Below are 23,754 nucleotides of genomic sequence, written 5' to 3'. Positions count from 1 at the left end.
GTGCCGGCCGCCGACCCCGTCCGGGACCTCGTCACGCTGCTGCGCGGCGCGGGGCTCGACCCGACCGCCGAGGAACTCGCCGACGCGCTGTGGCTCGCCGGGCGCACCGGCGCGCCGGCCGGGGCGCCGGGAGCCGGGGACGACCCGGCCCGGGAGCCCGTGTCCGGGCCGGGGCGACGGGAGGACGCGGCGCGGGAGGCCCCGCGCGCGGAGGGGCCCGTACGGGACGAACCCGCGGCGGAGGACCCGGTCCGGCTGTACGCCACGAGAACGGGCGGGGCGGCCGACGCCGACGCGGACCTCCCGGCCGGCGACGGGGTACCGGTACGGGTGCCCGGCGCGGCGGCGCTGCCCCGCATCCTGGAGATCCAGCGCGCCTTGCGCGCCCTCCAGCGGCACCGCCCGCCCGGACCGCCCACCCGGACGGTCCTCGACGAGGGCGCCACCGCCGAGGCCAGCGCCCGGGCCCTGGGGCTGGTCATCCCCGTGTTCCGGCCGGACAGCCGGCGCGAGGCGACCGTACGCCTGGTCATGGACGCTTCGCCGTCGATGGCGGTGTGGCACGACCTCTTCGAGGAACTGCGCTCGGTGTGCGAACGGTTGGGGGCCTTCCGTGACGTCCAGGTCGCCTACCTCCACCGATTGGCGGACGGCAGCGCCGTCGTCGGCCGGGGTCCGCGCCCCGCCGCCGGCGTCCGCTCCGGCGACCAACTGCGCGACCCCACCGGCCGGACGCTGACCATGGTGGTCTCCGACTGCGCCGGGCCCGTGTGGCGCGAGGGCCGGGCGCAGCGGCTGCTGTACCGGTGGGCCGAGTGCACCCCCTGCGTGGTGGTGCAACCGCTGCCGCAGCGCCTGTGGAGCCGAAGCAGGCTGCCGACCGAGCGCGGGGTGCTCTCCCGTACCGAAGCCGGCCCGCGGAAGCTGGAGTTCCGCCCGGACCGGCCGCCCCGCAGCGGCCGGCCCACCGGAGGACTGACCGTGCCCGTCCTCCCGCCGAACGCCGGTGCGCTCGGCGCCTGGGCCCGGCTCGTCGCCGGGCTGGGCACCGGCCCCGTGCCGGCCGAGATCGGGCGGGTCCTGGCCCGCCACCCGGCCGGGCCCGAGGCTCCGCCCCGGGCCGCGCGACCGCCGCGCGAACTGGTGCGCCGCTTCCGCTCCTCGGCCGCGCCCGGCGCGGTGCGACTCGCCCTGTACCTGGCGGCGGCGCCCCTCACGCTCCCCGTGATGCGGCTCGTGCAGCGCACCATGCTCCCCGACTCGGAACCCTCCGACCTGGCGGAGGTCCTGCTGAGCGGGCTGCTGCGGCGCGCACCGGACGCCGGTTGGTACGAGTTCGTCCCCGGCGTGCAGGACGTACTGCTGGGGCCGCTCGGCCGGGACGAGGCGGCACTGGTGCTCAAGCACTGCTCCGCGTACGTACGGGCCCACTTCGGGCGGGGCGTACGGAACTTCCCCGCGCTCGCCGTCTCGGAGCTGACCGGCACGCCCCTGGAGCCCGACGGCGAACGGGTACCCGCCGGGCGGCTCCCCCAGGCCTTCGCCCAGGTCTCGGCGAAGGTCGTCCGCCGCTACCTGCCCGGCCCGCCGCCCGACGGACCTGATGCCGAGCCGCCGCCCGCCGCGCCCGCCCGGGAGCGGGCCGTACGGACGGCCAGGGCCCGGATCGCCGAGGGCGGCCGGGGCGGTCTGTACGAGGCCGTCACCCTCCTGCGCCGGGCCGTGTCGGCGCCCCCGGGTCCCACCGACCCTGCGGAGGAGGCCGAGGTCGAACTCGCGGGCGCGTTGCTGCGGCTGTGGACCCTGCAACACGACCCCGAGCTGCTGACCGAGGCGGAGCGGGCGGTGGCCGCACTGGGCACCCCGCGCGCCCGGGCGGCGCGGGGCCGGGTGCTGTACGAGCTGGCCCTGGCCGGGGACGCCCCGGACGCGCGGCTCCTGGAAGCCGCCGAGCGGGAGTTCGCGGCGGTCGAGCGGGAGTTCGCGGCGGTCGGGGCAACGGCCGGGCCGGAGTCCGGCCCGGACCGGGAGCTGCGGCTCGACTGCCTCGTCCGGCGGGCCCGGGTCCTGGTCCGACTGGGCGAGCTGCGCGGCGACCCGGCGCCGCTGCGGGAGGCCCGGGCCGCGCTGGAGGCCGCCGGGGAGGACGCGCCCGGGGTCGGCCCGGGCCTCGGACGCGTCCTGCTCGCCCTGCTGCCCCACACCGCGGACCCGGCGGAACGCAGCGCCCTGGCCGAACGGGCCGCGGACCGCTTGGAGGTGGACCCGGAGGCCGGCGCGGAGGACCGGGCCCGGGCGCGGGTGGAGCGGGCCACGGCGCTGCGGTACCTGCCGGCGCGGCTGGAGGAGGCGGCCGGGCAACTGGCCGAGGCCCTGCGGGAGGCGGAGGACGGGGCCGGGGAGCCCCGGCTGCGACTCGCGGCGCTGGTGTGCCTCGCCCGGGTGCACCGGGCGCGCTACGCCCGGGACGCCGACCCGGCCGCCCTCGATGACGCGGCCGCGGCGTACGAACGCGCCCGCAGGCTGCTCTCCCGGGACGGGGACGCCTACGGGGAACTGCTTCCCGAGTGGGGCGACGTCCTCCTGGACCGGGCATCGGCCGCCCACCCCGACGGGCGGCGGTACGCGTCCACCGCCGTACGGGTGCTGCGCGAGAGCCGGGCGGCGGTCCCCCAGTCGGACCCCGGTGCGGCCCGGCGGCTGCTGCGGCTGGCGGCCGGGTTGCGGCTGCGGCACTCCTACGAGGGCGACCTGGTGGACCTGAGGGAGGCCGAACACCTGCTGGAGCTGGCCGCACGGCAGAGCCGCAGCCCACTGGAGCAGGCGCGGGCCTGGCGGGAGCACGGGGACGTCCAGCAGGAGATCCACGCCCACACCCGGGCCGTGGACCGGCTCGACCGGGCCGCCGACTCCTACCGCAGGGCGTGGCGCGCGGCCCTGTCCGCGGGCGGCGATGACCTGGAGCGGGTCGCGGTGGAACTCGCCGCGCGGGTGCAGGAGCTGCGCGGCGAGGTGCTGGAGCGGCTGGAGCGGCCCAGAGGAGCCCTGGAGGCTTACCGGGCGGCGTTGGAACTGTGGCTGCGGGCAGGCACCGGGGAAGCCCGTGTGGCCTGGGTGGGAGAGCGGATCCGTGCCTTGGAGGCGGGCCCGTGACCGGGCGGCGGTACCGCTCCCGCCCCGCAGCGACCGTTTCCGGCGGTCACGGGAAGGGAAAGGGCAGTGGACCATACGGGCAAGAGGGGGACGGGCAGCAGATGGTGACTCAGGATCAGCGGGTGCCGACGGCCGGGCGGGAGTGCGGCGGCGGGCGGTTGCCGGACCTGTCCGGACTGGATCTGGCCGAGTTGCGCGGGATCGGGCACCCGGTCCTCGCCCAGGTGATCGAGGGCCTGGTCGAGCGGGTCACGCACCCCGCCGAGATACTCAACGCCTTCGACTCGGGGGTGGTGTGAGCGGGCGGGGTTTGACCACTTTCCGCCGTTAGTCCGGCTCGTCCGCAGGGCAGGGATGGACCGTCCGCCGGAGTACCGGGGTACCTCCGGGGAGCGGGGGACCTCCGGGGAGGCGGCGGGGGAGGGGAGGCACAGGCCGATGACGCAAGCGATCACGAGTGACGCCGTGCTGCCCGCGCACCGGCCGGTGCCCGACGCACCGCGGACGGCGGGGCAAGGGGGCGAGGTGGCGGACGCCCGCCCGGCGGGAGCCGACGCCGGTGACCCGCACGCGCTCCACGCGCCCTGGCCCCACACCCGGCTCGACGTGGCCGCCCTGCGCGCCGCCGGCCACCGCCCCTCACCCGTACGCCAATTCGTCCTCAAGACGCACAGCCGCTGCAACCTCGCCTGCACCTACTGCTACGTCTACGAGATGGCCGACCAGTCCTGGCGCGAGCGCCCCGCCGTGATGTCCGCCGCCACCGTCCGCCGGGCCGCCCAGCGCATCGCCGAGCACGCCGCCGCCCACCGGCTGACCCGCGTCGACCTCGTCCTGCACGGCGGCGAGCCGCTGCTGTCCGGCCCCGCCGCGCTCGCCGCGCCCGTCGAGGCGGTCCGGGCCGCCGTCGCCCCGGGCACCCGGGTCACCGCGACCGTCCAGACCAACGCCACCCTGCTCACCCCCGGCCGGCTCGCCGCGCTCGCCGCCGCCGGCATCCGGGTCGGCGTCAGCCTCGACGGCGGACTGCCCGCGCACAACGCCCGCCGCGCCGACCACGCCGGACGCCCCGGGTTCGGGGCCGCGGCGCGGGGGCTGCGGCTGCTCGCCCGGCACCCCGAGAGCTACGCCGGCGTGCTCTGCGTCGTGGACCTCGCGCAGGACCCCGTCGAGGTGTACGAGTCGCTGCTGGACTTCGCCCCGCCCGCCATCGGCCTGCTGCTGCCGCTGGCCAACTGGAGCGACCCGCCGCCCGGTCACGGCCCGCAGGCCACCCCGTACGCCGACTGGCTGCTCGCCGTCTTCGAACGCTGGTGGCACGACGGGGAACGCCGTACCCGCGTACGGATCTTCGAGGAGATCATCGCCCTGCTGCTAGGACTGCCCACCGCCACCGAGACCCTGGGCCTGGCCCCCGCCACCACCGCCGTCATCGAGACCGACGGCAGCATCGAACAGGCCGACTCGCTGAAATCCGCCTACGAGGGCGCCGCCGCGACAGGCCTGCACATCGACACCGACGGCTTCGACCGGCTCCTGGACCACCCGGGCTTCGCCGCCCGCCAGCTCGGACGCGACGCCCTGGCCGCCGCCTGCCGCACCTGCGAACTCGTCGAGGTGTGCGGCGGGGGCCACTACCCCCACCGCTACCGCGCCGGCGAAGGGTTCCGTACGCCCTCCGTGTACTGCGCCGACCTCCAAGTCCTCATCCGGCACATCGCGCGGGCCCTGCACGCCGCCGCCACGGGGCGGGCCGTCTCATGAGCGAAGCCCCGGCCGCCCTCGCCCCCTTCGCCGTCAGCGCCCCCACCCTGCGCGCCCTCGCCTCCACCGAACCCTCCCCGGAAGGCACCCGGCTCGTGCGCGACGTACGCCGCTCCAAGCGGCTGCTCCTGCTGCGCGCCGTACTCGACCGCGCCCCCGGCACCGAGGCCGCCGAGCACTGGGCGCTGCTGGAGGAAGCCGAACGGCACGACCCCGACGCGGTACGGGACGTACTGCACTACCCCGCCACCGGCGTCTGGGCCGAGGAGACGCTGCGCCGGCTGCACGCGCCGGCCGGGCCCCCCGCCGACCTCGGACACCTGGGGGCGCTCGCCGCCGCCGCCGCGCTGCGCGCCGGGATCACCTTCAAGGTCACCCTGCGCCCCGCGAACGGCCGGCTGGTCCTGCCCACCCTAGGGCTGCTGCGCCCCGACCGGCCCGGCCCCCTCGCCGTCACCGAACGGTCCTGGGCCGGCGCCCCCGACCCGCTGCCGCTGCACGCCCTGCCCGACGGCCGTACCGCCCTCGACGACCTCGACCCCTACCGCGCCCCGGCCCGCGACGAACCCGCCCAAGTGCGCCCCGCCCGGCGGCTCACCCCCAAGGGCCACAAGCGCTGGGACACCCAATGGTCCGGCGCCCTCACCCTGCTGCGCCGCTACGACTCCGCCCGCGCGGACGAGATCGGCCGGCTGCTGCGCTCGGTCGTCCCCCTGGCCGGCGGCTCCCGCTCCAGCGGCGCGACACTGCCCGCCGCCGCCGGATCCGTACTGGCCCGGGCGCAGGCCCCGCCCGCCCTGGCCGCCACCCTGGTCCACGAGGTCCAGCACGGCAAGCTCACCGCCCTCGCCGACGTACTGACCCTGCACACCGCGGACCGCACGCCCCGCCACTGGGCCCCCTGGCGCAGCGACCCCCGACCGCTCGACGGGCTGCTGCACGGCGCGTACGCCCACCTGGCCCTCGCCGGATACTGGCAGCGCGCCGCCCTCTACGGGGCGCGCGGCGCCTGGGCCCGGCACGCGCGGCTGCGCGCCCAGGTGGCGGCCGTCCTGCCCGCCATCCGCAGCCACCCCCGACTGACCGCCGCCGGAGGGGAGTTCATCGACGCCATGGCCACCGCCGAGCAGGCCATGGACGAACTCCCACCCCCCGGAGACCAGCACGCCACCGCCCGCCGGACCCTGGAACGCGAACGCCGCGCCTGGTGCGAGAGGCACCCCGAACTCGCCGATTCCCCGGGGTGCTGAGGGGCTCTGACGGACCGTCCGTTGCGGTACCTTTTCAATCCCGTCCACCGCCCGGTTTCAGGGAGACGGCCGCATGACCACCGGAATTCGGCAGGACCGTGACGGAGCGGCGCAGCCGCCGCAGCGCTTCGTCATCAGCTTCGCGGGCTTCAACCGGCCCTGGGCCGTGTGGATCGCCCACCGCCTGGAGGAGCACGGCCACCGCGTCGCCCTCCAGCGCTGGGACCCGCAGACCAGCCCGGGGATCACCGAGGCCCTCGACGACCTGGCCCGCGCCGGCGGGAGGGTCCTCGTCGTCCTCAGCGAACGGTACTTCTCCGCGGGAACCCACACCGAGGAGGAGTGGAACGCGGCCCTGCGCACCGTCACCGAACACCACCCAGACCGGTTCGCCGCCGTCTGCCTCACCGACGCCCCGCTGCCGAGCGCCGTGGCCGCCTTGGAGAAGACCGACCTGTGGGGCCTGGACGCCTACGAGGCCGAGTACCGGGTACTGCGCCGGCTGGAGCTGCCCACCGACCGCATCGGCATCGAGAGCGGCCGTCGCGGCCCCCGCTTCCCCAACGACCCGCCCGAGATCTGGGGCCGGGTACCGCGCCGCAACCCGCGCTTCACCGGCCGCAACGACGTCATCGGCCGGCTGCGCGCCGCCCTCACCGAGGCCCCGCCCGGGGCCTCCACCGTCACCCTGCTGGGCCTGTCCGGGGTGGGCAAGACGCAGGTCGCCACCGAGTACGCCTACCGCTTCGCCTCCGAGTACGACGTGGTGTGGTGGGTCCCGGCCGAGGACCGGCCCACCCTGCGCGAGCGGCTCGCGGACCTGGCGCCCGCGCTCGGCCTGCCGCGCGGCGCGGGCAGCTACGGGGAGCAGATCCGGGCCGTGCTGGAGGCGCTGCGGCGCGGCAACCCGTTCTACCGCTGGCTGCTGGTCTTTGACGGCTGCGACAATCCCGACGACCTCACCGACCTGCTGCCCTCCGGCGCCGGCGATGTGATCATCACCTCCCGCAACCGCGAATGGGCGGCCCGCCACACCAGCCTCGTGGAAGTCCCGCTGTACGCCCGCCCCGAGTCCGTGACTTTCATCCGTCGCCGCGCCGGGCGGCTCACCACCGCCGAGGCCGACCAACTCGCCGAGGCCCTGGAGGACTACCCGCTCGCCCTCGACCAGACCGCCGGCTGGCTCGCCGACTCGCCGATCGGCGTCGGCGAGTACCTGAACCTGCTGCAACGCCGGCTCGACTCGCACGAGGCCGTCACCCTCTCCGACGACTACCCGCTGCCCTTCCCCACCGCGCTGGCCATACTCCTGAACAACGTACGGGAGAACTTCCCCGACGCCCTCGCGCTGCTGCGGCTGTTCGTCTTCTTCGCCCCCGGCCGGGTCCCGCTGCGGCTGCTGAGCGAGTTCCCCGCGGACGACGTGCCTGAACGGCTCGCCGGGCTGATCAACGACCAGATCCGGTGGAACGCCGCCCTCAACAAGCTCGTCCAGTTCTCCGTCGTCCGACTGGAGTACTCCGACCTGGCCGTCGAGGAGGGAGGCGGCCTGGAGACCGTCCAACTCCACCGGATGGTCCACAACATCGTCCGCGGCGACCTGGGCGACGACGAGTCCGAGGAACTGTCCCGCGTCGTCCGCCAGGTCCTCGCCGCGGCCGACCCCGGACAGCCCTCCGACTCCCGGCTCTGGCCCCGCTACGCCGAACTCATCCCGCATCTGGAACCCGCCGGGGTGCTGCGCAGCTCCAACCCGCGCATCCAGAACTTCCTGCTGAACTGCCTGCGCTACCTGCTGCGCGCCGGGGAGTACCGCACCTGCCTGCGGCTGGCCGAGGAGACCGACGGGATCTGGCGGCCCATGCTCGGCGAGGACCACGACCAGGTACGCGAACTCAGCTACCACTACAGCAGCGCCCTGCGGATGCTCGGTCACTTCCGCCAGGCCGAAAACCTCGCCAAGGCGCGGGCGGAGCGGCTGGTGGCCGAACGGGGCCCGCGAGACCTCGAATCGTTGCGCGCCACCAGCTCCTACGCCGGGGTGCTGCTCAGCACCGCCAAGTTCGAGCAGGCCCGCGAACTACTCGAACACGCCTTCGCCGGCTACCGCGAGCTGCTCGGCGAGGACGACGCGACCACCCTCGCCGCGCAGAACAACGTAGCCGTCGCCCTGCGCCTCCTCGGGCGCTACCAGGAGGCGTACGACACCGACCTCGACACCCTGCGGCGCCGCGAACGGGTCCTGCGGGTGCGGCACATCGCCACCCTCTCGTCCGGGATCGGCTGCGCGATGGGCCTGCGCCTCATGGGTCGCTACCGGGAGGCACTGGCCCGCCAGGAACAGGGGCTCAAGATCAACGCGCAGGTCCTGGGCACCAACCACCCGCAGACCCTGCGCGCCGAACACAATCTCGGCCTGTGCCTGCGCCGCTCCGGGGACATCCCCGGCGCGGGGGCCCGGCTGCGCAGCGTACTGGAGCGCTCGACGCGGGTGTTCGGCGCGGAGTTCCCCTGGACGCTGATGGTCGCCTCCGACTACGCGACCTACCTGCGGGAGTACGGCGACGTGGACGAGGCTCGCCGGATCTCGGAGGACGTCGTACGCGGCTACCAGTCGCAGCTCGGCCTGGCCCACCCGTACAGCATCGGCACGGTCGGCAACCTCGGGCTGGTGCTGAGGGCACAGGGCGAGCGGGCGGAGGCCCTGAACCTGGCGGAGCAGGCGCTGGTGGGGATGCGGGGCGCGCTGGGCGACGGGCACCCGTGGACCCTGGGCTGCGCGCTGAACGCCTCCGGGCACCGGAACATCACCGGGCGGCTGGAGGACGCGGTGGAACTGAGCCGGGAGACGCTGCGGGGGGCGGAACGGGTGCTTGGCCCCGACCACCCGATGACACTGAGCGCACAGATCGCGCTGGCGGCGGACCTGCGGGCGGTACGGGAGGACGCGGAGGCGGCGAAGCACGAGGACGCGGGCCTCAAGGCACTGACCCGCACCTTGGGCGCGCAACACGTCCACACGGTCTCGGCCCGCCAACAGGCCCGGCCGTACTGGGACTTCGAACCCCAGCCGTAGCCCCGGCCGGGGCCAACGGAGCCTCGCCGGCGCGGCCGGATTTGGCCGGCGAGACTGAAATCGGCCGGAAGGCCCGGCCCCCAACGGGCCGGGCCTTCCGGCCGGTGCGGGTCGCGGGAGCGACTACGCCTCGAAGACCTCGTTCAGCAGGAGCTGCTGCTCCGCCTGGTGGCGCTTCGCGGAGCCCACCGCCGGGGACGAGCCGTGCGGGCGCGAGATGCGCCGCAGGCGCTCGCCCGCCGGGATGTCCGCGCCGACCGCCAGGTCGAGGTGGTCGATCAGGTTCAGCGCGATGAACGGCCACGCACCCTGGTTCGCCGGCTCCTCCTGCGCCCAGATGTACTTGGCCGCGTTCGGGAACTTGCCGATCTCCGCCTGGAGCTCCGCACCCGGCAGCGGGTACAGCCGCTCGATGCGGATGATCGCCGTGTCCGTGATGCCGCGCTTCTCCCGCTCGGCCTCCAGGTCGTAGTAGACCTTGCCCGCGCAGAAAACGACCTTGCGGACCGCGTTCGGGTCCACCGTGCTGTCGCCGATGACCGGACGGAACGAACCGGTGGTGAACTCCTCCGCCTTCGACGCCGCCGCCTTCAGACGCAGCATCGACTTCGGAGTGAAGACGATCAGCGGCTTGTGGTGCGGGTTGTGGACCTGCCAGCGCAGCAGGTGGAAGTAGTTCGACGGCAGGGTCGGCATCGCGACCGTCATGTTGTCCTGCGCGCACATCTGCAGGAAGCGCTCCGGGCGGGCGGACGAGTGGTCCGGGCCCTGGCCCTCGTAGCCGTGCGGCAGGAGCAGGGTGACGCCGGAGGTCTGGCCCCACTTCTGCTCGGCCGAGGAGATGAACTCGTCGACGACGGTCTGCGCGCCGTTGACGAAGTCACCGAACTGGGCCTCCCAGAGGACCAGCGCGTCCGGACGGGCCAGCGAGTAGCCGTACTCGAAGCCCATGGCCGCGTACTCGGAGAGCAGCGAGTCGTAGACGTTGTAGCGGGCCTGGTCGTCCGACAGGTACTGCAGCGGGGTGTAGTCCTCGCCCGTCTCCCGGTCGATGAGGACCGCGTGGCGCTGGCCGAACGTGCCGCGGCGGGAGTCCTGGCCCGACAGGCGGACCGGGGTGCCCTCCATCAGCAGCGAACCGAAGGCGAGGGTCTCGCCCATGCCCCAGTCGATGGTGCCCTCGTCGATCATCGCCGCGCGGCGCTGGAGCTGCGGCAGCAGACGCGGGTGGACGGTGACGTTCTCCGGGATGTTGACCTGTGCCTCGGCGATCCGCTTGACGACCTCCTGGGAGACCGCCGTGTTCACCGGAACGGGGAACTGCTGCTGCGCGACCGGGGCCGGCGTGCCGATCGCGGGCTGCGTGGCGGCCTCGCGGACCTCCGCGAAGACCTTCTCCAGCTGACCCTGGAAGTCCTGGAGCGCCTGCTCGGCCTCTTCCAGCGTGATGTCGCCGCGACCGATGAGGGACTCGGTGTACAGCTTGCGCACCGAGCGCTTCTTGTCGATCAGGTCGTACATCAGCGGCTGGGTGAACGCCGGGTTGTCGGACTCATTGTGGCCGCGACGGCGGTAGCAGATGAGGTCGATGACCACGTCCTTGTTGAACGCCTGACGGAACTCGAAGGCGAGCCGCGCGACGCGGACCACGGCCTCCGGGTCGTCACCGTTCACGTGGAAGATCGGCGCCTCGATCATGCGGGCCACGTCGGTCGCGTACATGGACGAACGCGAGGACTCCGGGGCGGCGGTGAAGCCGACCTGGTTGTTGATGACGACGTGGACGGTGCCGCCGGTGCGGTAGCCGCGCAGCTGCGACATGTTGAGCGTCTCGGCGACGACACCCTGGCCGGCGAAGGCCGCGTCGCCGTGCAGCGCCAGGGGCAGGACCGTGAAGTCCGTGCCGCCCTTGTTGATGACGTCCTGCTTGGCGCGGGCGACACCCTCCAGGACCGGGTCGACCGCCTCCAGGTGCGAGGGGTTCGCGACGAGCGAGACCTTGATCTGCTCGCCGTCCAGGCCGGTGAAGGTGCCCTCGGCGCCCAGGTGGTACTTCACGTCGCCGGAGCCGTGCATCGACTTCGGGTCGAGGTTGCCCTCGAACTCGCGGAAGATCTGCGCGTAGGACTTGCCGACGATGTTGGCGAGGACGTTCAGGCGGCCGCGGTGGGCCATGCCGATGACGACCTCTTCGAGGCGGGCCTCGGCGGCCGAGTCGATGACGGCGTCCAGCAGCGGGATGACGGACTCGCCGCCCTCCAGGGAGAAGCGCTTCTGGCCGACGTACTTCGTCTGCAGGAACGTCTCGAACGCCTCCGCCGCGTTCAGGCGGCGCAGGATGCGCAACTGCTCCTCGCGCTCCGGCTTGGAGTGCGGGCGCTCGATGCGGTCCTGGATCCACTTGCGCTGCTTCGGGTCCTGGATGTGCATGAACTCGACGCCGGTGGTGCGGCAGTACGAGTCGCGCAGCACACCGAGGATGTCGCGCAGCTTCATCATCGACTTGCCGGAGAAGCCGCCGACCGCGAACTCGCGCTCCAGGTCCCACAGGGTGAGGCCGTGCTCGGTGATGTCGAGGTCGGGGTGCTTGCGCTGCTTGTACTCCAGCGGGTCGGTGTCGGCCATGACGTGGCCGCGGACCCGGTAGGAGTGGATCAGCTCGAAGACGCGGGCGGCCTTGGTGACGTCGTCGTCGTGGGAGGCGTCGATGTCCCGCAGCCAGCGGACCGGCTCGTACGGGATGCGCAGCGCCTCGAAGACGTCGTCGTAGAAGCCGTTCTCGCCGAGCAGCAGGTTCGCGACGATGCGCAGGAACTCGCCGGAGGCCGCGCCCTGGATGACCCGGTGGTCGTAGGTCGAGGTCAGGGTCATGACCTTGGAGATGCCCAGCTTGTTCAGGGTGTCCTGCGAGGTGCCCTGGAACTCGGCGGGGTAGTCCATCGAGCCGACGCCCATGATGACCGACTGACCGGGCATCAGACGCGGCACGGAGTGGACGGTGCCCAGGCCGCCGGGGTTGGTCAACGAGACGGTGACGCCGGTGAAGTCGTCCATCGTCAGCTTGCCGACGCGGGCCCGGCGGACGATGTCCTCGTAAGCCTGCCAGAACTCGAAGAAGTTGAGGGTCTCGGCCTTCTTGATGCCGGCGACGACGAGCTGCCGGTCGCCGTTGGCCTTCACCAGGTCGATCGCGAGGCCGAAGTTCACGTGCTCCGGCTTGACCAGGGTCGGCTTGCCGTCCTTCTCCGCGAAGGAGTGGTTCATCGACGGCATGGCCTTGATGGCCTGCACCATCGCGTAGCCGATGAGGTGCGTGAAGGAGATCTTCCCGCCCCGGGCGCGCTTGAGGTGGTTGTTGATGACGATGCGGTTGTCGAACAGCAGCTTCACCGGGACGGCGCGGACGGACGTGGCCGTCGGGACGTCCAGCGAGGCGTTCATGTTCTTGGCTACGGCGGCGGCCGGACCGCGGAGCGTCACCAGCTCGGGCCCGGTGGGGGCCTCGGTGGTGGGCGCGGACTTCTGCGGGGCAACCGGAGCGGCGGTGGCAGGGGGCGCGGCCGGTGCGGCGGCCGGGGCCTGGGAGGTGACAGTCACAGCAGGGGCACCAGAGGGGGTGGCAGGAGCAGGGGCAGGAGCTGACACGGGCGTGGCGGCGGCAGGGGCTCCGGTGGAGCCGGTCCCCGCGACGGGGGGTGCGGCGCTCGCCGCCCCCGTGGCGGCTGCGACGTCGGCCCGCGGGACCTCGGCGGTGACGGTGGCGGCGGCCTGTGCGGAGGCGCCGTCCGTCGTCGTTGACTTCTCGGGACCATCCGCCTTCACGGGAGCGGCAGCGCCCCCGGTCTTGTAGTCGGCGAAGAAGTCCCACCAGGCCCGGTCGACCGAGTTGGGGTCCTGGAGGTACTGCTGATAGATCTCGTCGACGAGCCACTCGTTGGCACCGAAGCCTGAGGCAGGGGTCTTCCCGCCCTCTGCTGCTTCGGTCGTGGTGCTCGGGTTACTGGGGGACTGTGGCGACACGGCGGCAACCGCCCTCTTCCGCTTCACAAGGTATGGACAGCGGGAATAAAGGCTACGCCTCCCGGACGGTGTGATGCAGGCCGGACGGGACTTACGTCGTGCAGGTCACATCGAACGGCGGGTTTCACCGCCGGGAATGGCGGGAAACAAGCGTGGTTCGGGTAGGGGGCACCGAGGTTGCGGCCCCCTTGGCTACGCACCCCTTACGAACCCGGCCGGGTGTGGCCGAGATCATGTCCTTCCCACTCGAACCCTACGTCAACGCGGCGCCCGCGAGCTGCCCGGAAGCGTGACGAGGATGCGGCAACCCCGTGACGATTCGGCCACGCGGATGTCCCCGCCGTGCAGGCCGACGGCCCAGCGGGCGATCGCCAGGCCCAGCCCGGTACCGCCGTCGCCGCCGCCCGCACTGCCCCGGTTGAAGCGCTCGAAGACCCTGTGGCGTTCTTCTTCCGGGATTCCAGGCCCTTCGTCGCGGACCTCGACCACGAGGCTCTCGGGCGCGTCGCCGGCCCGGGCGCGGACCGTGACCCGGCCGTGCGGCGGGCTGTGCTTGACCGCGTTGTCGATCAGATTGGCCACCACCTGGTGCAGCCGCTCCGCGTCCGCGTACGCGGTCAGCCCCGAGGGATGCACGTCCAGGTGGAGGTGGACGTCGTTGCGGGTGTGGCCGCCCGACCCGGTGGCCAACCCCGGCCGCCCGGCCGCCGCCAGCCCCGACTCCTTGAGCACTCCCGACAGGTACGGCCACACCTCGAAGCGGCGCGCCCGCAGCGGCACCACCCCGTTGTCGACCCGGGACAGGTCCAGCAGGGTCTCCACGAGCCGGCCCAGCCGCTCGGTCTGCTTGAGCGCCGTCCGCATCGTCTCCGGATCGGCCTGCGAGACGCCGTCCACCACGTTCTCCAGCACGGCGCGCAGCGCCGCGATCGGCGTGCGCAACTCGTGCGAGACGTTGGCGACGAGTTCCTTGCGGTGGCGGTCCACCGCCTCCAGGTCGTCCGCCATCAGGTTGATCGTCGAGGCCAGGTCGCCCAGCTCGTCCCGGCGGCCCGCCCCGCGCACCCGGCGCGTGTAGTCCCCGCGGGAGATCGCCCGGGCCACCCTCGTCATGTCGTCCAGCGGCGCCGTCAGACCGTGCGCCACGAACTGCGTGATCAACATCGAGGCGATCACCGAGAACACGGTGATGAACCGCAGCTCCGTGTCGGTGCGCAGGGCCACCATCAGCAGCCCTGTCGTGATGAACACGGACACCACGACGAGCGTGCCCAGTTTCGTCTTGATCGAGAACGGCGAGAACGGCCGCAGTGCGCCGGCGCGCTCGGCGGCCCCCTCGGCGGGATCACCGGCGCGGCCTGCGCCACCGGTGCGGCCCGCGCCGCGCACCCGACCGGGGCGGACACCGCTCACGACTGGGCCGGGGTCTCCAGGGCGTACCCGACGCCGTGGACCGTACGGATCCGCTCGGCGCCGATCTTCCGGCGCAGCGCCTTGATGTGGCTGTCGACCGTCCGGGTCCCCGACGCGTCGGCCCAGTCCCACACCTCGGCCAACAACTGCTCCCGCGAGAGCACCGCGCGCGGCGTCCCGGCGAGGCACACCAGCAGGTCGAACTCGGTCGGTGTCAGGTGCACGTCCTCCGCCTGTACGCGCACCCGGCGCTGCGCGTGGTCGATCTCCAGATCCCCCAGGCGCAGCGTCGCCCCGCGCGGGGCGGTGGCCGCCTGCGTGGCCCGCTCCACCCGCCGCAGCAGGACGTGCACCCGCGCGGCCAGCTCCCGCATGGAGAACGGCTTCGTCATGTAGTCGTCGGCGCCGACCCCGAGCCCGACCAGCATGTCGGTCTCGTCGTCCCGGGCGGTGAGCATCAGCACCGGTACCGGCCGCTGAGCCTGGACGCGGCGGCAGACCTCCAGCCCGTCGAAGCCGGGCAGCATGACGTCCAGCACCAGCAGCTCGGGCAGCCAGCTCTCGGCCGAGGCGACCGCCGCCGGGCCGTCGTACGCCGTCTGCACCTGGAATCCCTCGGCGCGCAGCCGGGCCGCGATGGCGTCGGCGATGGTGCGGTCGTCCTCGACCACGAGCACGCGCCGCTGGGCACCTGGAGTGGCCGCGGCGCCGCTGTGGGTGGTGTGTGTCTGTTCCATGTCCCGCCCCTGAAGATCCCGCGTGATGGGGTGCAGCGTAGAGGAGGCATCGGCCCGCGGCCATGTGGGGTTCCGACGGACCGCCGCGGACGTCCGGAACCCGCTCAGCCCTCGAAGGGGGGCAGCGCGTCCAGCAGCTTCGTCAACACCGCAGGGACGGAACCGTCGTTGGTGACGACTTTGAGCCCGCCGCGGACGAAGGTGTACGTGAACCCGTCGAAGACCGTCCCGCCGCTCTTCGCGGTCCGGGACAGGTGCGCGAAGTCCGCCGCCTCGACCGCCGCGCGCAGCCGGCCGAGCTGCGTCGACGAGAGCAGGCCGCCGCCCTCGGGCTCCGCGTGCGCGCCCCGGCGGGTCCAGGAGCCGTCGGAGGAGACGCTCAGGGTGTGCGTCCGGCCGGCGAAGCCGCCGCTGCGGGTGACCGTGACGATTGTCTCGGCGGTGGCGGGCGGCGGGGAGGGCGCCCCGGGCTCGGGTTCGGGCGCGGGCGCCGACGTGTCCCGGGGGGCGGGCCCGCTTCCCCCGGCCGTGGCCTCCGCGGTGAACGTCACCAGCGCGTGGTCCGGCCGGGCCAGTCCGCACCCGCTGAGGATCACCACACCCAGCAGTGCCGCCGTCGTCGCCGTTGCCGTCGCCCGGAACGCTCGCACAACCCACCTCCGCTGGAACGAGGGCCGACCCGAACCCCGAGTATGGAGTCCGCACCACTCGCACGGAAGCACCCGGAGGCCGACATCAGCCGCACAGCCCTGGGGGGCCCCACGGCCCTGTGGCGCGGGCTGCCGCCGCTCCTCGCCGTCGTCCTCGGCCTCTGGGGCCTGGAACGCGGCCCCGCGGGCGGCAGCATGTGGCGCGACGAATCCGTCACCGTCCAGGTGGCGCACCGCCCGCTCGGTGGCCTCCCGGAACTCCTCGGACACGTCGACGCCGTCCACGGCCTGTACTACCTGCTGATGCACGCGGTCTACGGCGTATGGGACGGCGGCTTGTGGGCGCTGCGCCTGCCCTCCGTCGCCGCCACCGCCGTGGCCGCCGCCGGAGTGGCCGCCGTGGCACACCGGCTGGCGGGGCCCGGGGCGGGGACCCGGACCGGGCGGACCGGGACCCGGGCCGCGGTGATCGCCGGGAGCGCCTACGCCCTGCTGCCGCCCGTGCAGATGTACGCCCAGGAGGGGCGCTCGTACGCCCTGGTCGCCTGCGCCGTGGTCTGGGCCACTTACCTGATGCTGGCCGAGCGGTGGGTGGCGTACGCGGTGGTGCTGCTGCTCGGCTGCTGGCTGCACGAGTTCGCGGTACTCGCCCTGCTCGCGCACGGCTGCGCGGCGTGGCGCTCGCGCGGCTGGCGGTGGAGCGCCGCGGCCGTCGTCGCCGCCCTGCTGCCGCTGGCCGTCCTCAGCGCCCGCCAGGCCCGTCAGCAACTCGGCTGGCTCGGGCGGCCGAGCTGGCAGGACTGGACGGCGTACGGGGTGCTCGTCGTCGCCGTGCTGCTCTTGGCCCGGGGCCTTCGCGAGGAGCGCCGGGCCCTGCGGGTCGCCGTGCCGCTCACGCTGCTGCCGCCGGGACTGCTGATGACGGTCTCGCTGGTCCACCCCTGGTACGTCGACCGGTACGTGCTCTACGCGCTCGCCGGTCTCGCCCTGCTGATCGGGCTGCGCCTGGCGCGGGCCGACGGGGTGCGGGCGCGCCCGGTGGGGGCGCGCGCGGTGTGGGCCTGGGTGCTGGCCGCGGTGCTGCTGGTGCCGTGGGGAGGCTGGTCGGGCCGGCTGCGGACCCCCGAGAGCCGCAAGGACGACGTGTTGGCGGTGGCCGCCGCCGTCCGGGAGCGGGCCCGGCCGGGGGACGCAGTGCTGTTCATGCCGGCGCGCCGTCGCGAGTGGCTGCTGTCCTCGCCCGGGACGTACGCGCCCCTGCGCGACCTGGCCCTGGCCCGGACCCCCGCGGCCTCACACAGCCTGTGGGGGACCGAACTGCCCGCCGCGGGGATACGGGCGCGGCTGGCCGGGGCGGCGCGGGTGGTGGCGCTGCTCGACCCGCCGGGACAACCCCTCGACCCGTACCCCGCGGAGGCGGCGAAGCGGGAGGCGCTGGCGGCGGGGTTCCGGCTGTGCTCGGTCACCGGGGTGCGCGGGGCGCGCGTCGCCGTGTACGCCCGTACCGACGCCGACTGCGACTGAAGGGGCCACCGGGGCACGGTGGTTGGATGGGCGGACCGACCCACCGGAGGATCTTCATGATGGAGCCCGAGAACCCCTTCGGACCCCTGATCGGGGCCGAGCAGCTCGCCGTCCGCCTCCTCGAACCGGACCTGGTGCTGTTCGACGCCTCCGTCGGCGCGCGGCGCGGCGCGGACCGGCGCATCCCCGGGGCCCGCCCCTTCGACCTCGACGGGGCGCTGTCCGACCACGGCTCGCCCGTCCCGCACACCATGCCCACCGCAGCGCGGTTCGAGGAGGCGATGCGCGACCTCGGGCTGGGCGAGGGCGACACGGTCGTCGTGTACGACGGCGCCGGGATCTACTCCAGCGCCCGCGCCTGGTGGATGCTGCGCGCGATGGGCTTCGACCGGGCCGCCGTCCTGGACGGCGGGCTCCCCGCGTGGCAGGCCGCCGGGCTGCCGCTGGAGAACACCGGCCCCGCGTACGACGGCCCGCGCGGCTCCTTCACCGCCCGGCCGCGCCAGGGACTGCTGGTGGACGCCGACACGGTGGCCGGAGCCCTGATCGATCCGGGCGCCGCGGTGCTCGACGCCCGCACCCGGGAGCGGTTCGCGGGCACCGTACCGGAGCCCCGCCCGGGGCTGCGCGGCGGCCACATGCCGGGCGCCGTCAACCTCCCCTTTACGGAACTCCAGGCGCCGGCCGGCCTGATGCGACCGCCGGCCGAACTCCGGGAGGCGTTCCGGGCGTCGGCGGGCGACCGGGAGCGGCTCTACTTCAGCTGCGGCTCCGGGGTGACGGCCTGCGTCCTCGCGCTGGGCGCCGAACTGGCCGGCTACCGGCACACGGCCGTCTACGACGGCTCGTGGAGCGAGTGGGGCCTGCCCGGCGGGACCCCGGACCGACCGGCGGTGACGGGGGGTTAACCCCCGGCCGCTCCCGGGTAGCGCCCCCATCGTGGCGGGGTCGCCGGTTCGACAGACTTCCGCACATGACTTCCCCCCGCCGCGCCCTCCTCGCCGTACCCGCCCTCGCCGTCACCGCGGGACTGCTCCTCACCGGCTGTTCCCTCGGCCGGCTCGCCGAGGGCGGCCGGAAGACGGCGAGTGACGACGCCACCGTGACCGAGGCCGTCCACTCCGTCGAGGTGGCGGACGGGCGGCACGGCTCGGTCGAGGTCTTGCCGGGCAGCGGCCCGGGCGTCACCGTCCACCGCACGGTCCACTACCGCGGTGACACCCGGCCCGAGCCGGGCCAACGGGTCACGGGAGGTGTCCTCACCTTCACCAACGGCTGCTCGGACACCTGCTACGTCGACTACCGGCTGGAGGTGCCCGCCTCGGCGACGGTGAAGCTGGAGACCGGCAGCGGCCGCCTCACGGTCACCGGCGTCGCCGCCGCCGACCTCAGCTCCTCGTCGGGGGACGTCACGGCCGAACGCGTCGCGGGCCCGCTGACGATCCGTACCTCCTCGGGCGACATCCGGGCCGCCGGACTGTCCGGCCCGCGAGCCGACGTCCACTCCGACTCGGGCGACGCCCGCCTGGCCTTCAGCACGCCCCCGGCCTCGGTCACCACCGACACGGGCTCGGGTGACCTGACGCTGCGGGTGCCCCCGGCGGCCTACCGGATCGCCGCCTCCACGGCCTCCGGCTCCCGTGACATCACCCTCCCCGCCGACCCGGCGGCCCCGGCGAGCCTCTCCGTGCACACCACCTCGGGCGATCTCCACCTCTCGGCCGGCTGACGCCCGTTCGGTTCGCCCGAGCACGCGTTCGCCCCGAGCGTGTTCGCCCCGGGCGAACTCAGGTTGGGGAACATCGGTGGGCTCCGGGACATTGAGTCGGCATAGCTCAACTTGACTGCCGGAGGGAAGATAATGGCTTCGACGTCCGTAACGCTCACTCTGCCCGTGCTGCCGCTCGATGACGAGGTCGTGCTGCCCGGAATGGTGGTACCGCTGGACCTGTCCGACGCCGAGGTGCGCGGCGCCGTGGAGGCGGCGCAGGCCGCCGCGGGCAGCGGGAAGCCGCGGGTGCTGCTCGTACCGCGGGTCGACGGGAAGTACGCCGGGATCGGGGTGCTCGGGACCGTCGAGCAGGTGGGACGGCTCTCCGACGGTGACCCCGGGGCGCTGATCCGCGGCCGCGGTCGCGTCCGTATCGGCGCCGGCACCACCGGACCCGGGGCGGCGCTCTGGGTCGAGGGCGAGACCGTCGACGAACAGGTGCCCGACCCGCTGCCGGGGGCCGTCACCGAACTCGTCAAGGAGTACAAGGCCCTCGCCACCAGCTGGCTCAAGAAGCGCGGGGCCTGGCAGGTGGTGGACCGGGTCCAGCAGATCGAAGGGGTCTCGGCCCTCGCCGACAACTCCGGGTACTCGCCGTTCCTCACGGTGGCCCAGAAGGTGGAACTGCTGGAGACCACCGACCCCGTCGCCCGCCTCAAGCTCGCGATCAAGGCGCTCAGCGACCACCTCGCCGAACAGGACGTCGCCGAGTCCATCGCCAAGGACGTCCAGGACGGCGTCGACAAGCAGCAGCGCGAGTTCCTGCTCCGCCGCCAGCTGGAGGCCGTCCGCAAGGAACTGCGCGAACTGAACGGCGAGAAGGAAGGCGAGGAGTCCGACGACTACCGGACCCGCGTCGAGGGCGCCGACCTGCCCGAGAAGGTACGGGAGGCCGCGCTCAAGGAAGTCGAGAAGCTGGAGCGCGCCAGCGACCAGTCGCCCGAGGGGTCCTGGATCCGCACCTGGCTGGACACCGTGCTGGAACTGCCCTGGAACGAGCGCACCGAGGACGAGTACGACATCCGCGGCGCGCGCGCCGTGCTCGACGCCGAACACGCCGGGCTCAGCGACGTGAAGGACCGGATCACCGAGTACCTCGCCGTGCGCAAGCGGCGCTCCGAGCGCGGCATGGGCGTCATCGGCGGTCGCCGGGGCGGCGCCGTCCTGGCCCTGGTCGGGCCGCCCGGCGTCGGGAAGACCTCCCTCGGGGAGTCGGTCGCGCACGCCATGGGCCGCAAGTTCGTCCGGGTCGCCCTGGGCGGCGTACGGGACGAGGCCGAGATCCGCGGCCACCGGCGGACGTACGTCGGGGCGCTGCCCGGCCGCATCGTGCGGGCCGTCAAGGAGGCCGGGTCCATGAACCCGGTCGTGCTCCTGGACGAGATCGACAAGGTCGGCTCCGACTTCCGCGGGGATCCGGCGGCAGCGCTGCTGGAGGTGCTGGACCCGGCGCAGAACCACACCTTCCGGGACCACTACCTGGAGGTGGAGCTGGACCTGAGCGACGTGGTGTTCCTGGCCACCGCCAACGTGCTCGAAGCCATCCCCGAGGCGCTCGCCGACCGCATGGAACTCGTCCGGCTCGACGGCTACACCGAGGACGAGAAGATCGTCATCGCCCGCGACCACCTGCTGCCCCGCCAACTGGAACGGGCGGGCCTCGCCACCGACGAGGTGGTCCTGGAGGAGGACGCGCTGCGCAAGCTGGCCGGGGAGTACACCCGGGAAGCAGGCGTGCGCACCCTGGAGCGGTCGCTGGCGCGCCTGCTGCGCAAGGTCGCCTCGCAGCACGAGCTGGGCGAGCGGGACCTGCCCTTCACCATCGGCGCCGACGATCTGCGGGCGCTCATCGGGCGGCCGCACCACGTCCCGGAGTCGGCGCAGGACCCGGCCGAGCGGCGCACCGCCGTACCGGGCGTGGCCACCGGCCTCGCCGTGACGGGGGCGGGCGGCGACGTGCTGTTCGTGGAGGCGTCGCTGGCCGACCCCGAGACCGGGGCGGCCGGGCTGACGCTGACGGGGCAGCTGGGTGACGTGATGAAGGAATCGGCGCAGATCGCGCTCAGCTTCCTGCGCTCGCACGGCGCGGAGCTGGAGCTTCCGGTCGCCGACCTCAAGGACCGGGGCGTGCACATCCACTTCCCGGCGGGAGCGGTACCGAAGGACGGCCCGAGCGCGGGCATCACGATGACGACCGCGCTGGCCTCGTTGCTGTCGGGCCGACAGGTGCGGACCGACGTGGCCATGACCGGTGAGGTCTCGCTGACCGGGCGGGTGCTGCCGATCGGCGGGGTCAAGCAGAAGCTGCTCGCCGCGCACCGGGCGGGGCTGACCACGGTGATCATCCCGAAGCGGAACGAGGCGGATCTGGACGATGTGCCGGCGGAGGTGTTGGAGGGACTGGAGGTGCACCCGGTGACGGATGTGCGCCAGGTGCTGGAGCTGGCCCTCGCGGAGGCGGAGGTGGCCGCCGTGACGGCTGCCGCCTGACGTCGGGGCGGCGGGGTGCGTCCCGGCCGGCGGGGCCGGGGCGGCGGGGTGCGTTCCGCCCGGCGGGGTCGGGGCGGCGGGGTGCGTCCCGGCCGGCGGGGCCGGGGCGGCGGGGTGCGTTCCGCCCGGCGGGGTCGGGGCGGCGGGGTGCGTCCCGGCCGGCGGGGTCGGGAGAACCGGCTCCGCCGGGCCCGTGGGGCTCCGCCCCCCACCCCGCGCCTCAAACACCGGCGGGGCCGACGACACCCCCGCGGGGCTGGATCGGCGGGCCCACTGCGAAATACTGGGGGAGGCAGCGGGAGAACATCAGCGACGGGAGCCGGACGTGCACGGGAGAGAAGACCAGGAGTTCCTTGCCCTGGAGCGGGAGCTGTCCGTCTTCCTCCGGCGCGCCCGCGCCTCGTCCGGCGAGATGGCCCGCGCCCTCCACCCCGAGCTGGAGCCGGCCGCGTACGGGCTCCTCGTCCGGCTGGAGGCCGCCGGGCGGCAGCGGGCGACCGAGCTCGCCGCCTACTTCGGCGTCGGCAAGGCCACCATGAGCCGCCAGCTTCGCGCCCTGGAGGTCCTGGGCCTGGTGGCCCGGGAGCCGGACCCCGCCGACGGCCGGGCCTTCCTCGTCGGGCTCACCGAGGAGGGCCGGGCCCGGTTCCTGCGGGTCCGCGGCGCCCGACGCGAGCAGTACATGCGCACACTGGCCGACTGGGACCGCGGCGAGGTCGCCGAACTGGCCCGGCTGCTGCACCAGCTCAACCAGGGCGCCGAATAGCCGCCCGGCCCGTCCTCTTCACAGCTCCGCGTACACCGCCGACGCGTCGTCGTGGCGCTTGTGGGGGGCCGACGGGCGGGCCGGGTCGGACTCCACCGCGCGGACCCGGCCGATCAATCCCTCGGAGCCCTCCTTGCGCAGCACCGTCATGCAGTCCGCCCAGTCTCCTTCCCGGAAGATGTCCGTCCACCGGCCGGCCCCGTCCGTGAGCGCGGCCACCGCCCGCACCCGCGCCCTCGGCGTGCGCCCGGTCACCGCGCGGGCCGCCACCGCCGGGTCCGCGGCGGCCGTGAAGAAGCCGCCCTCGGCGTTGCGCAGCGCGTCCGCCGCGGCCACCGAGCGCAACGCCTCGCGCGGGACCAGCTCCAGCCGGTCGTCCCGTACGGCCGTGACCTCACCGCCGGGCGCCTGGAGGAGCAGGACCGAGTCCGACAGCACCAGATGCTCCACGTGCGTCTCGTCCCAGCGGACCATCACCACCGTCGCCTGCGGGGTCCGCACGTGAGAAAGGTCACAGTCGTCGCGGTGCGCCGCGGCGGTCGTCCCGATGGCTTCCGCGAGGATCCGCTCCAGCGGCATGTCCCGCCGGGAGCCGGACAGTTCGGTCAATCGGCCGCCGAGCCGGGCCGTGAACCACGGCACCCCGTGCGCGCACCCGTCGTCGCCGCGCGGTGGGGTGACCCCGTCGAGAACCACCACAACTCCGCCGCCCAACGCGGGTGTCGCCACCGAGACCCAGTCCTCGTTGGGGCGTTCCGGGCTGCCGGCCACCGAGGCCAAGTCGATGCGCATGCGGACATTCTGCCCCGCGCCACGGCCGTTGGACGGACCCCGGTTCAGGGAAGGTCCGTACCAAATCGGGAGGGGTGGGACGCCACCGCGCCCGACCCCCGGGCCGGAAGGGCGGGGCATCTTGCCAAAGCGTCCCGCGAACTTTCAACCGCCCGTCCACGAACGGCACCTGGCACGCGCCGTCCGAGTTGGCCGCCCCCTCCTCCGTGATGTTCACTCCTTCGAGTGGCGGGGTGGGCGATGTGCGGCTCTGTTCCCATCGCACTGCGAAGGTCTGAGGCGGTACGAGGGGGCAGGGAGCGTTTACTTGTTGACCGGCCGTTACCTCGGCCACACGAGTAGACGAGC

Annotated in this window: 15 protein-coding genes; 10 read left to right on the top strand and 5 right to left on the bottom strand. The window is 74.0% G+C overall.

The window, feature by feature from the left end:
- The 5 genes from ABZ934_RS07370 (at position 1) to fxsT (ending at position 9,243) form a co-directional block, all read left to right on the top strand.
- Positions 1-3,153: an SAV_2336 N-terminal domain-related protein gene (locus ABZ934_RS07370; RefSeq protein WP_361309579.1), complete on the top strand. Its 3,153-nt coding sequence runs from the start codon at positions 1-3 to the stop codon at positions 3,151-3,153.
- A 101-nt stretch (positions 3,154-3,254) separates the two neighbouring features.
- Entirely contained in the window at positions 3,255-3,452 is a 198-nt protein-coding gene (fxsA, locus tag ABZ934_RS07365; protein ID WP_361309576.1) for an FxSxx-COOH cyclophane-containing RiPP peptide, read from the top strand.
- Positions 3,453-3,591: 139 nt separating this feature from the next.
- Positions 3,592-4,917, top strand: coding sequence for an FxsB family cyclophane-forming radical SAM/SPASM peptide maturase (locus ABZ934_RS07360; protein ID WP_361309573.1), 1,326 nt, complete (start codon positions 3,592-3,594; stop codon positions 4,915-4,917).
- On the top strand, positions 4,914-6,167 hold the full coding sequence (locus tag ABZ934_RS07355; protein ID WP_361309570.1) for an HEXXH motif-containing putative peptide modification protein: 1,254 nt from the start codon (positions 4,914-4,916) through the stop codon (positions 6,165-6,167). The genes ABZ934_RS07360 and ABZ934_RS07355 overlap by 4 nt, the downstream gene beginning before the upstream one ends.
- Positions 6,168-6,240: 73 nt before the next feature.
- The gene (gene fxsT / locus ABZ934_RS07350; protein WP_361309568.1) at positions 6,241-9,243 is read left to right on the top strand and encodes an FxSxx-COOH system tetratricopeptide repeat protein; all 3,003 of its coding nucleotides are present in this window, start codon (positions 6,241-6,243) and stop codon (positions 9,241-9,243) included.
- Between the two features lie 123 nt (positions 9,244-9,366).
- Here fxsT and ABZ934_RS07345 read toward each other — a convergent pair whose 3' ends face one another.
- The 4 genes from ABZ934_RS07345 to ABZ934_RS07330 form a co-directional block, all read right to left on the bottom strand.
- Positions 9,367-13,263 (bottom strand): multifunctional oxoglutarate decarboxylase/oxoglutarate dehydrogenase thiamine pyrophosphate-binding subunit/dihydrolipoyllysine-residue succinyltransferase subunit, encoded by a 3,897-nt coding sequence (locus ABZ934_RS07345; protein WP_361309566.1) that lies wholly within the window; start codon positions 13,261-13,263, stop codon positions 9,367-9,369.
- Between the two features lie 258 nt (positions 13,264-13,521).
- On the bottom strand, positions 13,522-14,574 hold the full coding sequence (locus tag ABZ934_RS07340) for an ATP-binding protein (protein ID WP_361310286.1): 1,053 nt from the start codon (positions 14,572-14,574) through the stop codon (positions 13,522-13,524).
- Between the two features lie 98 nt (positions 14,575-14,672).
- Positions 14,673-15,413: a response regulator transcription factor gene (locus ABZ934_RS07335; protein ID WP_361309564.1), complete on the bottom strand. Its 741-nt coding sequence runs from the start codon at positions 15,411-15,413 to the stop codon at positions 14,673-14,675.
- Between the two features lie 104 nt (positions 15,414-15,517).
- Positions 15,518-16,063: a hypothetical protein gene (locus tag ABZ934_RS07330; RefSeq protein WP_361309561.1), complete on the bottom strand. Its 546-nt coding sequence runs from the start codon at positions 16,061-16,063 to the stop codon at positions 15,518-15,520.
- A 42-nt stretch (positions 16,064-16,105) separates the two neighbouring features.
- Between ABZ934_RS07330 and ABZ934_RS07325 the strand changes: the two genes are divergently transcribed.
- The 5 genes from ABZ934_RS07325 (at position 16,106) to ABZ934_RS07305 (ending at position 22,614) form a co-directional block, all read left to right on the top strand.
- Entirely contained in the window at positions 16,106-17,587 is a 1,482-nt protein-coding gene (locus tag ABZ934_RS07325; protein WP_361309558.1) for a hypothetical protein, read from the top strand.
- A gap of 26 nt (positions 17,588-17,613) precedes the next feature.
- On the top strand, positions 17,614-18,495 hold the full coding sequence (locus tag ABZ934_RS07320; RefSeq protein ID WP_361309556.1) for a sulfurtransferase: 882 nt from the start codon (positions 17,614-17,616) through the stop codon (positions 18,493-18,495).
- A 65-nt stretch (positions 18,496-18,560) separates the two neighbouring features.
- On the top strand, positions 18,561-19,316 hold the full coding sequence (locus ABZ934_RS07315; RefSeq protein ID WP_361309554.1) for a DUF4097 family beta strand repeat-containing protein: 756 nt from the start codon (positions 18,561-18,563) through the stop codon (positions 19,314-19,316).
- A gap of 132 nt (positions 19,317-19,448) precedes the next feature.
- Positions 19,449-21,848: an endopeptidase La gene (lon, locus tag ABZ934_RS07310; RefSeq protein ID WP_361309551.1), complete on the top strand. Its 2,400-nt coding sequence runs from the start codon at positions 19,449-19,451 to the stop codon at positions 21,846-21,848.
- A gap of 325 nt (positions 21,849-22,173) precedes the next feature.
- The gene (locus tag ABZ934_RS07305) at positions 22,174-22,614 is read left to right on the top strand and encodes a MarR family transcriptional regulator (protein ID WP_136215079.1); all 441 of its coding nucleotides are present in this window, start codon (positions 22,174-22,176) and stop codon (positions 22,612-22,614) included.
- Between the two features lie 18 nt (positions 22,615-22,632).
- On the opposite strand, the gene ABZ934_RS07300 is transcribed toward ABZ934_RS07305, so the two are convergent.
- A complete protein-coding gene (locus ABZ934_RS07300; RefSeq protein ID WP_361309548.1) occupies positions 22,633-23,406 on the bottom strand; it encodes a hypothetical protein in 774 nt (257 codons plus the stop codon).
- Positions 23,407-23,754 lie beyond the last annotated feature (348 nt).

The sequence above is a fragment of the Streptomyces sp. NPDC046557 genome, from assembly GCF_040645975.1.
Taxonomy (GTDB): Bacteria; Actinomycetota; Actinomycetes; order Streptomycetales; family Streptomycetaceae; genus Streptomyces.
Note: the sequence above shows the minus strand (reverse complement) of the source record. Positions and strands in the feature narration are given on the sequence as shown.

Bases quoted from the DNA above. Each gene is read 5' to 3' on its own strand.
- fxsA (WP_361309576.1), top strand. From the start codon at position 3,255: ATGGTGACTCAGGATCAGCGGGTGCCGACGGCCGGGCGGGAGTGCGGC.
- ABZ934_RS07360 (WP_361309573.1), top strand. From the start codon at position 3,592: ATGACGCAAGCGATCACGAGTGACGCCGTGCTGCCCGCGCACCGGCCG.
- ABZ934_RS07355 (WP_361309570.1), top strand. From the start codon at position 4,914: ATGAGCGAAGCCCCGGCCGCCCTCGCCCCCTTCGCCGTCAGCGCCCCC.
- fxsT (WP_361309568.1), top strand. From the start codon at position 6,241: ATGACCACCGGAATTCGGCAGGACCGTGACGGAGCGGCGCAGCCGCCG.
- ABZ934_RS07335 (WP_361309564.1), bottom strand. From the start codon at position 15,413: ATGGAACAGACACACACCACCCACAGCGGCGCCGCGGCCACTCCAGGT.
- ABZ934_RS07325 (WP_361309558.1), top strand. From the start codon at position 16,106: ATGGAGTCCGCACCACTCGCACGGAAGCACCCGGAGGCCGACATCAGC.
- ABZ934_RS07320 (WP_361309556.1), top strand. From the start codon at position 17,614: ATGGGCGGACCGACCCACCGGAGGATCTTCATGATGGAGCCCGAGAAC.
- ABZ934_RS07315 (WP_361309554.1), top strand. From the start codon at position 18,561: ATGACTTCCCCCCGCCGCGCCCTCCTCGCCGTACCCGCCCTCGCCGTC.
- lon (WP_361309551.1), top strand. From the start codon at position 19,449: ATGGCTTCGACGTCCGTAACGCTCACTCTGCCCGTGCTGCCGCTCGAT.
- ABZ934_RS07300 (WP_361309548.1), bottom strand. From the start codon at position 23,406: ATGCGCATCGACTTGGCCTCGGTGGCCGGCAGCCCGGAACGCCCCAAC.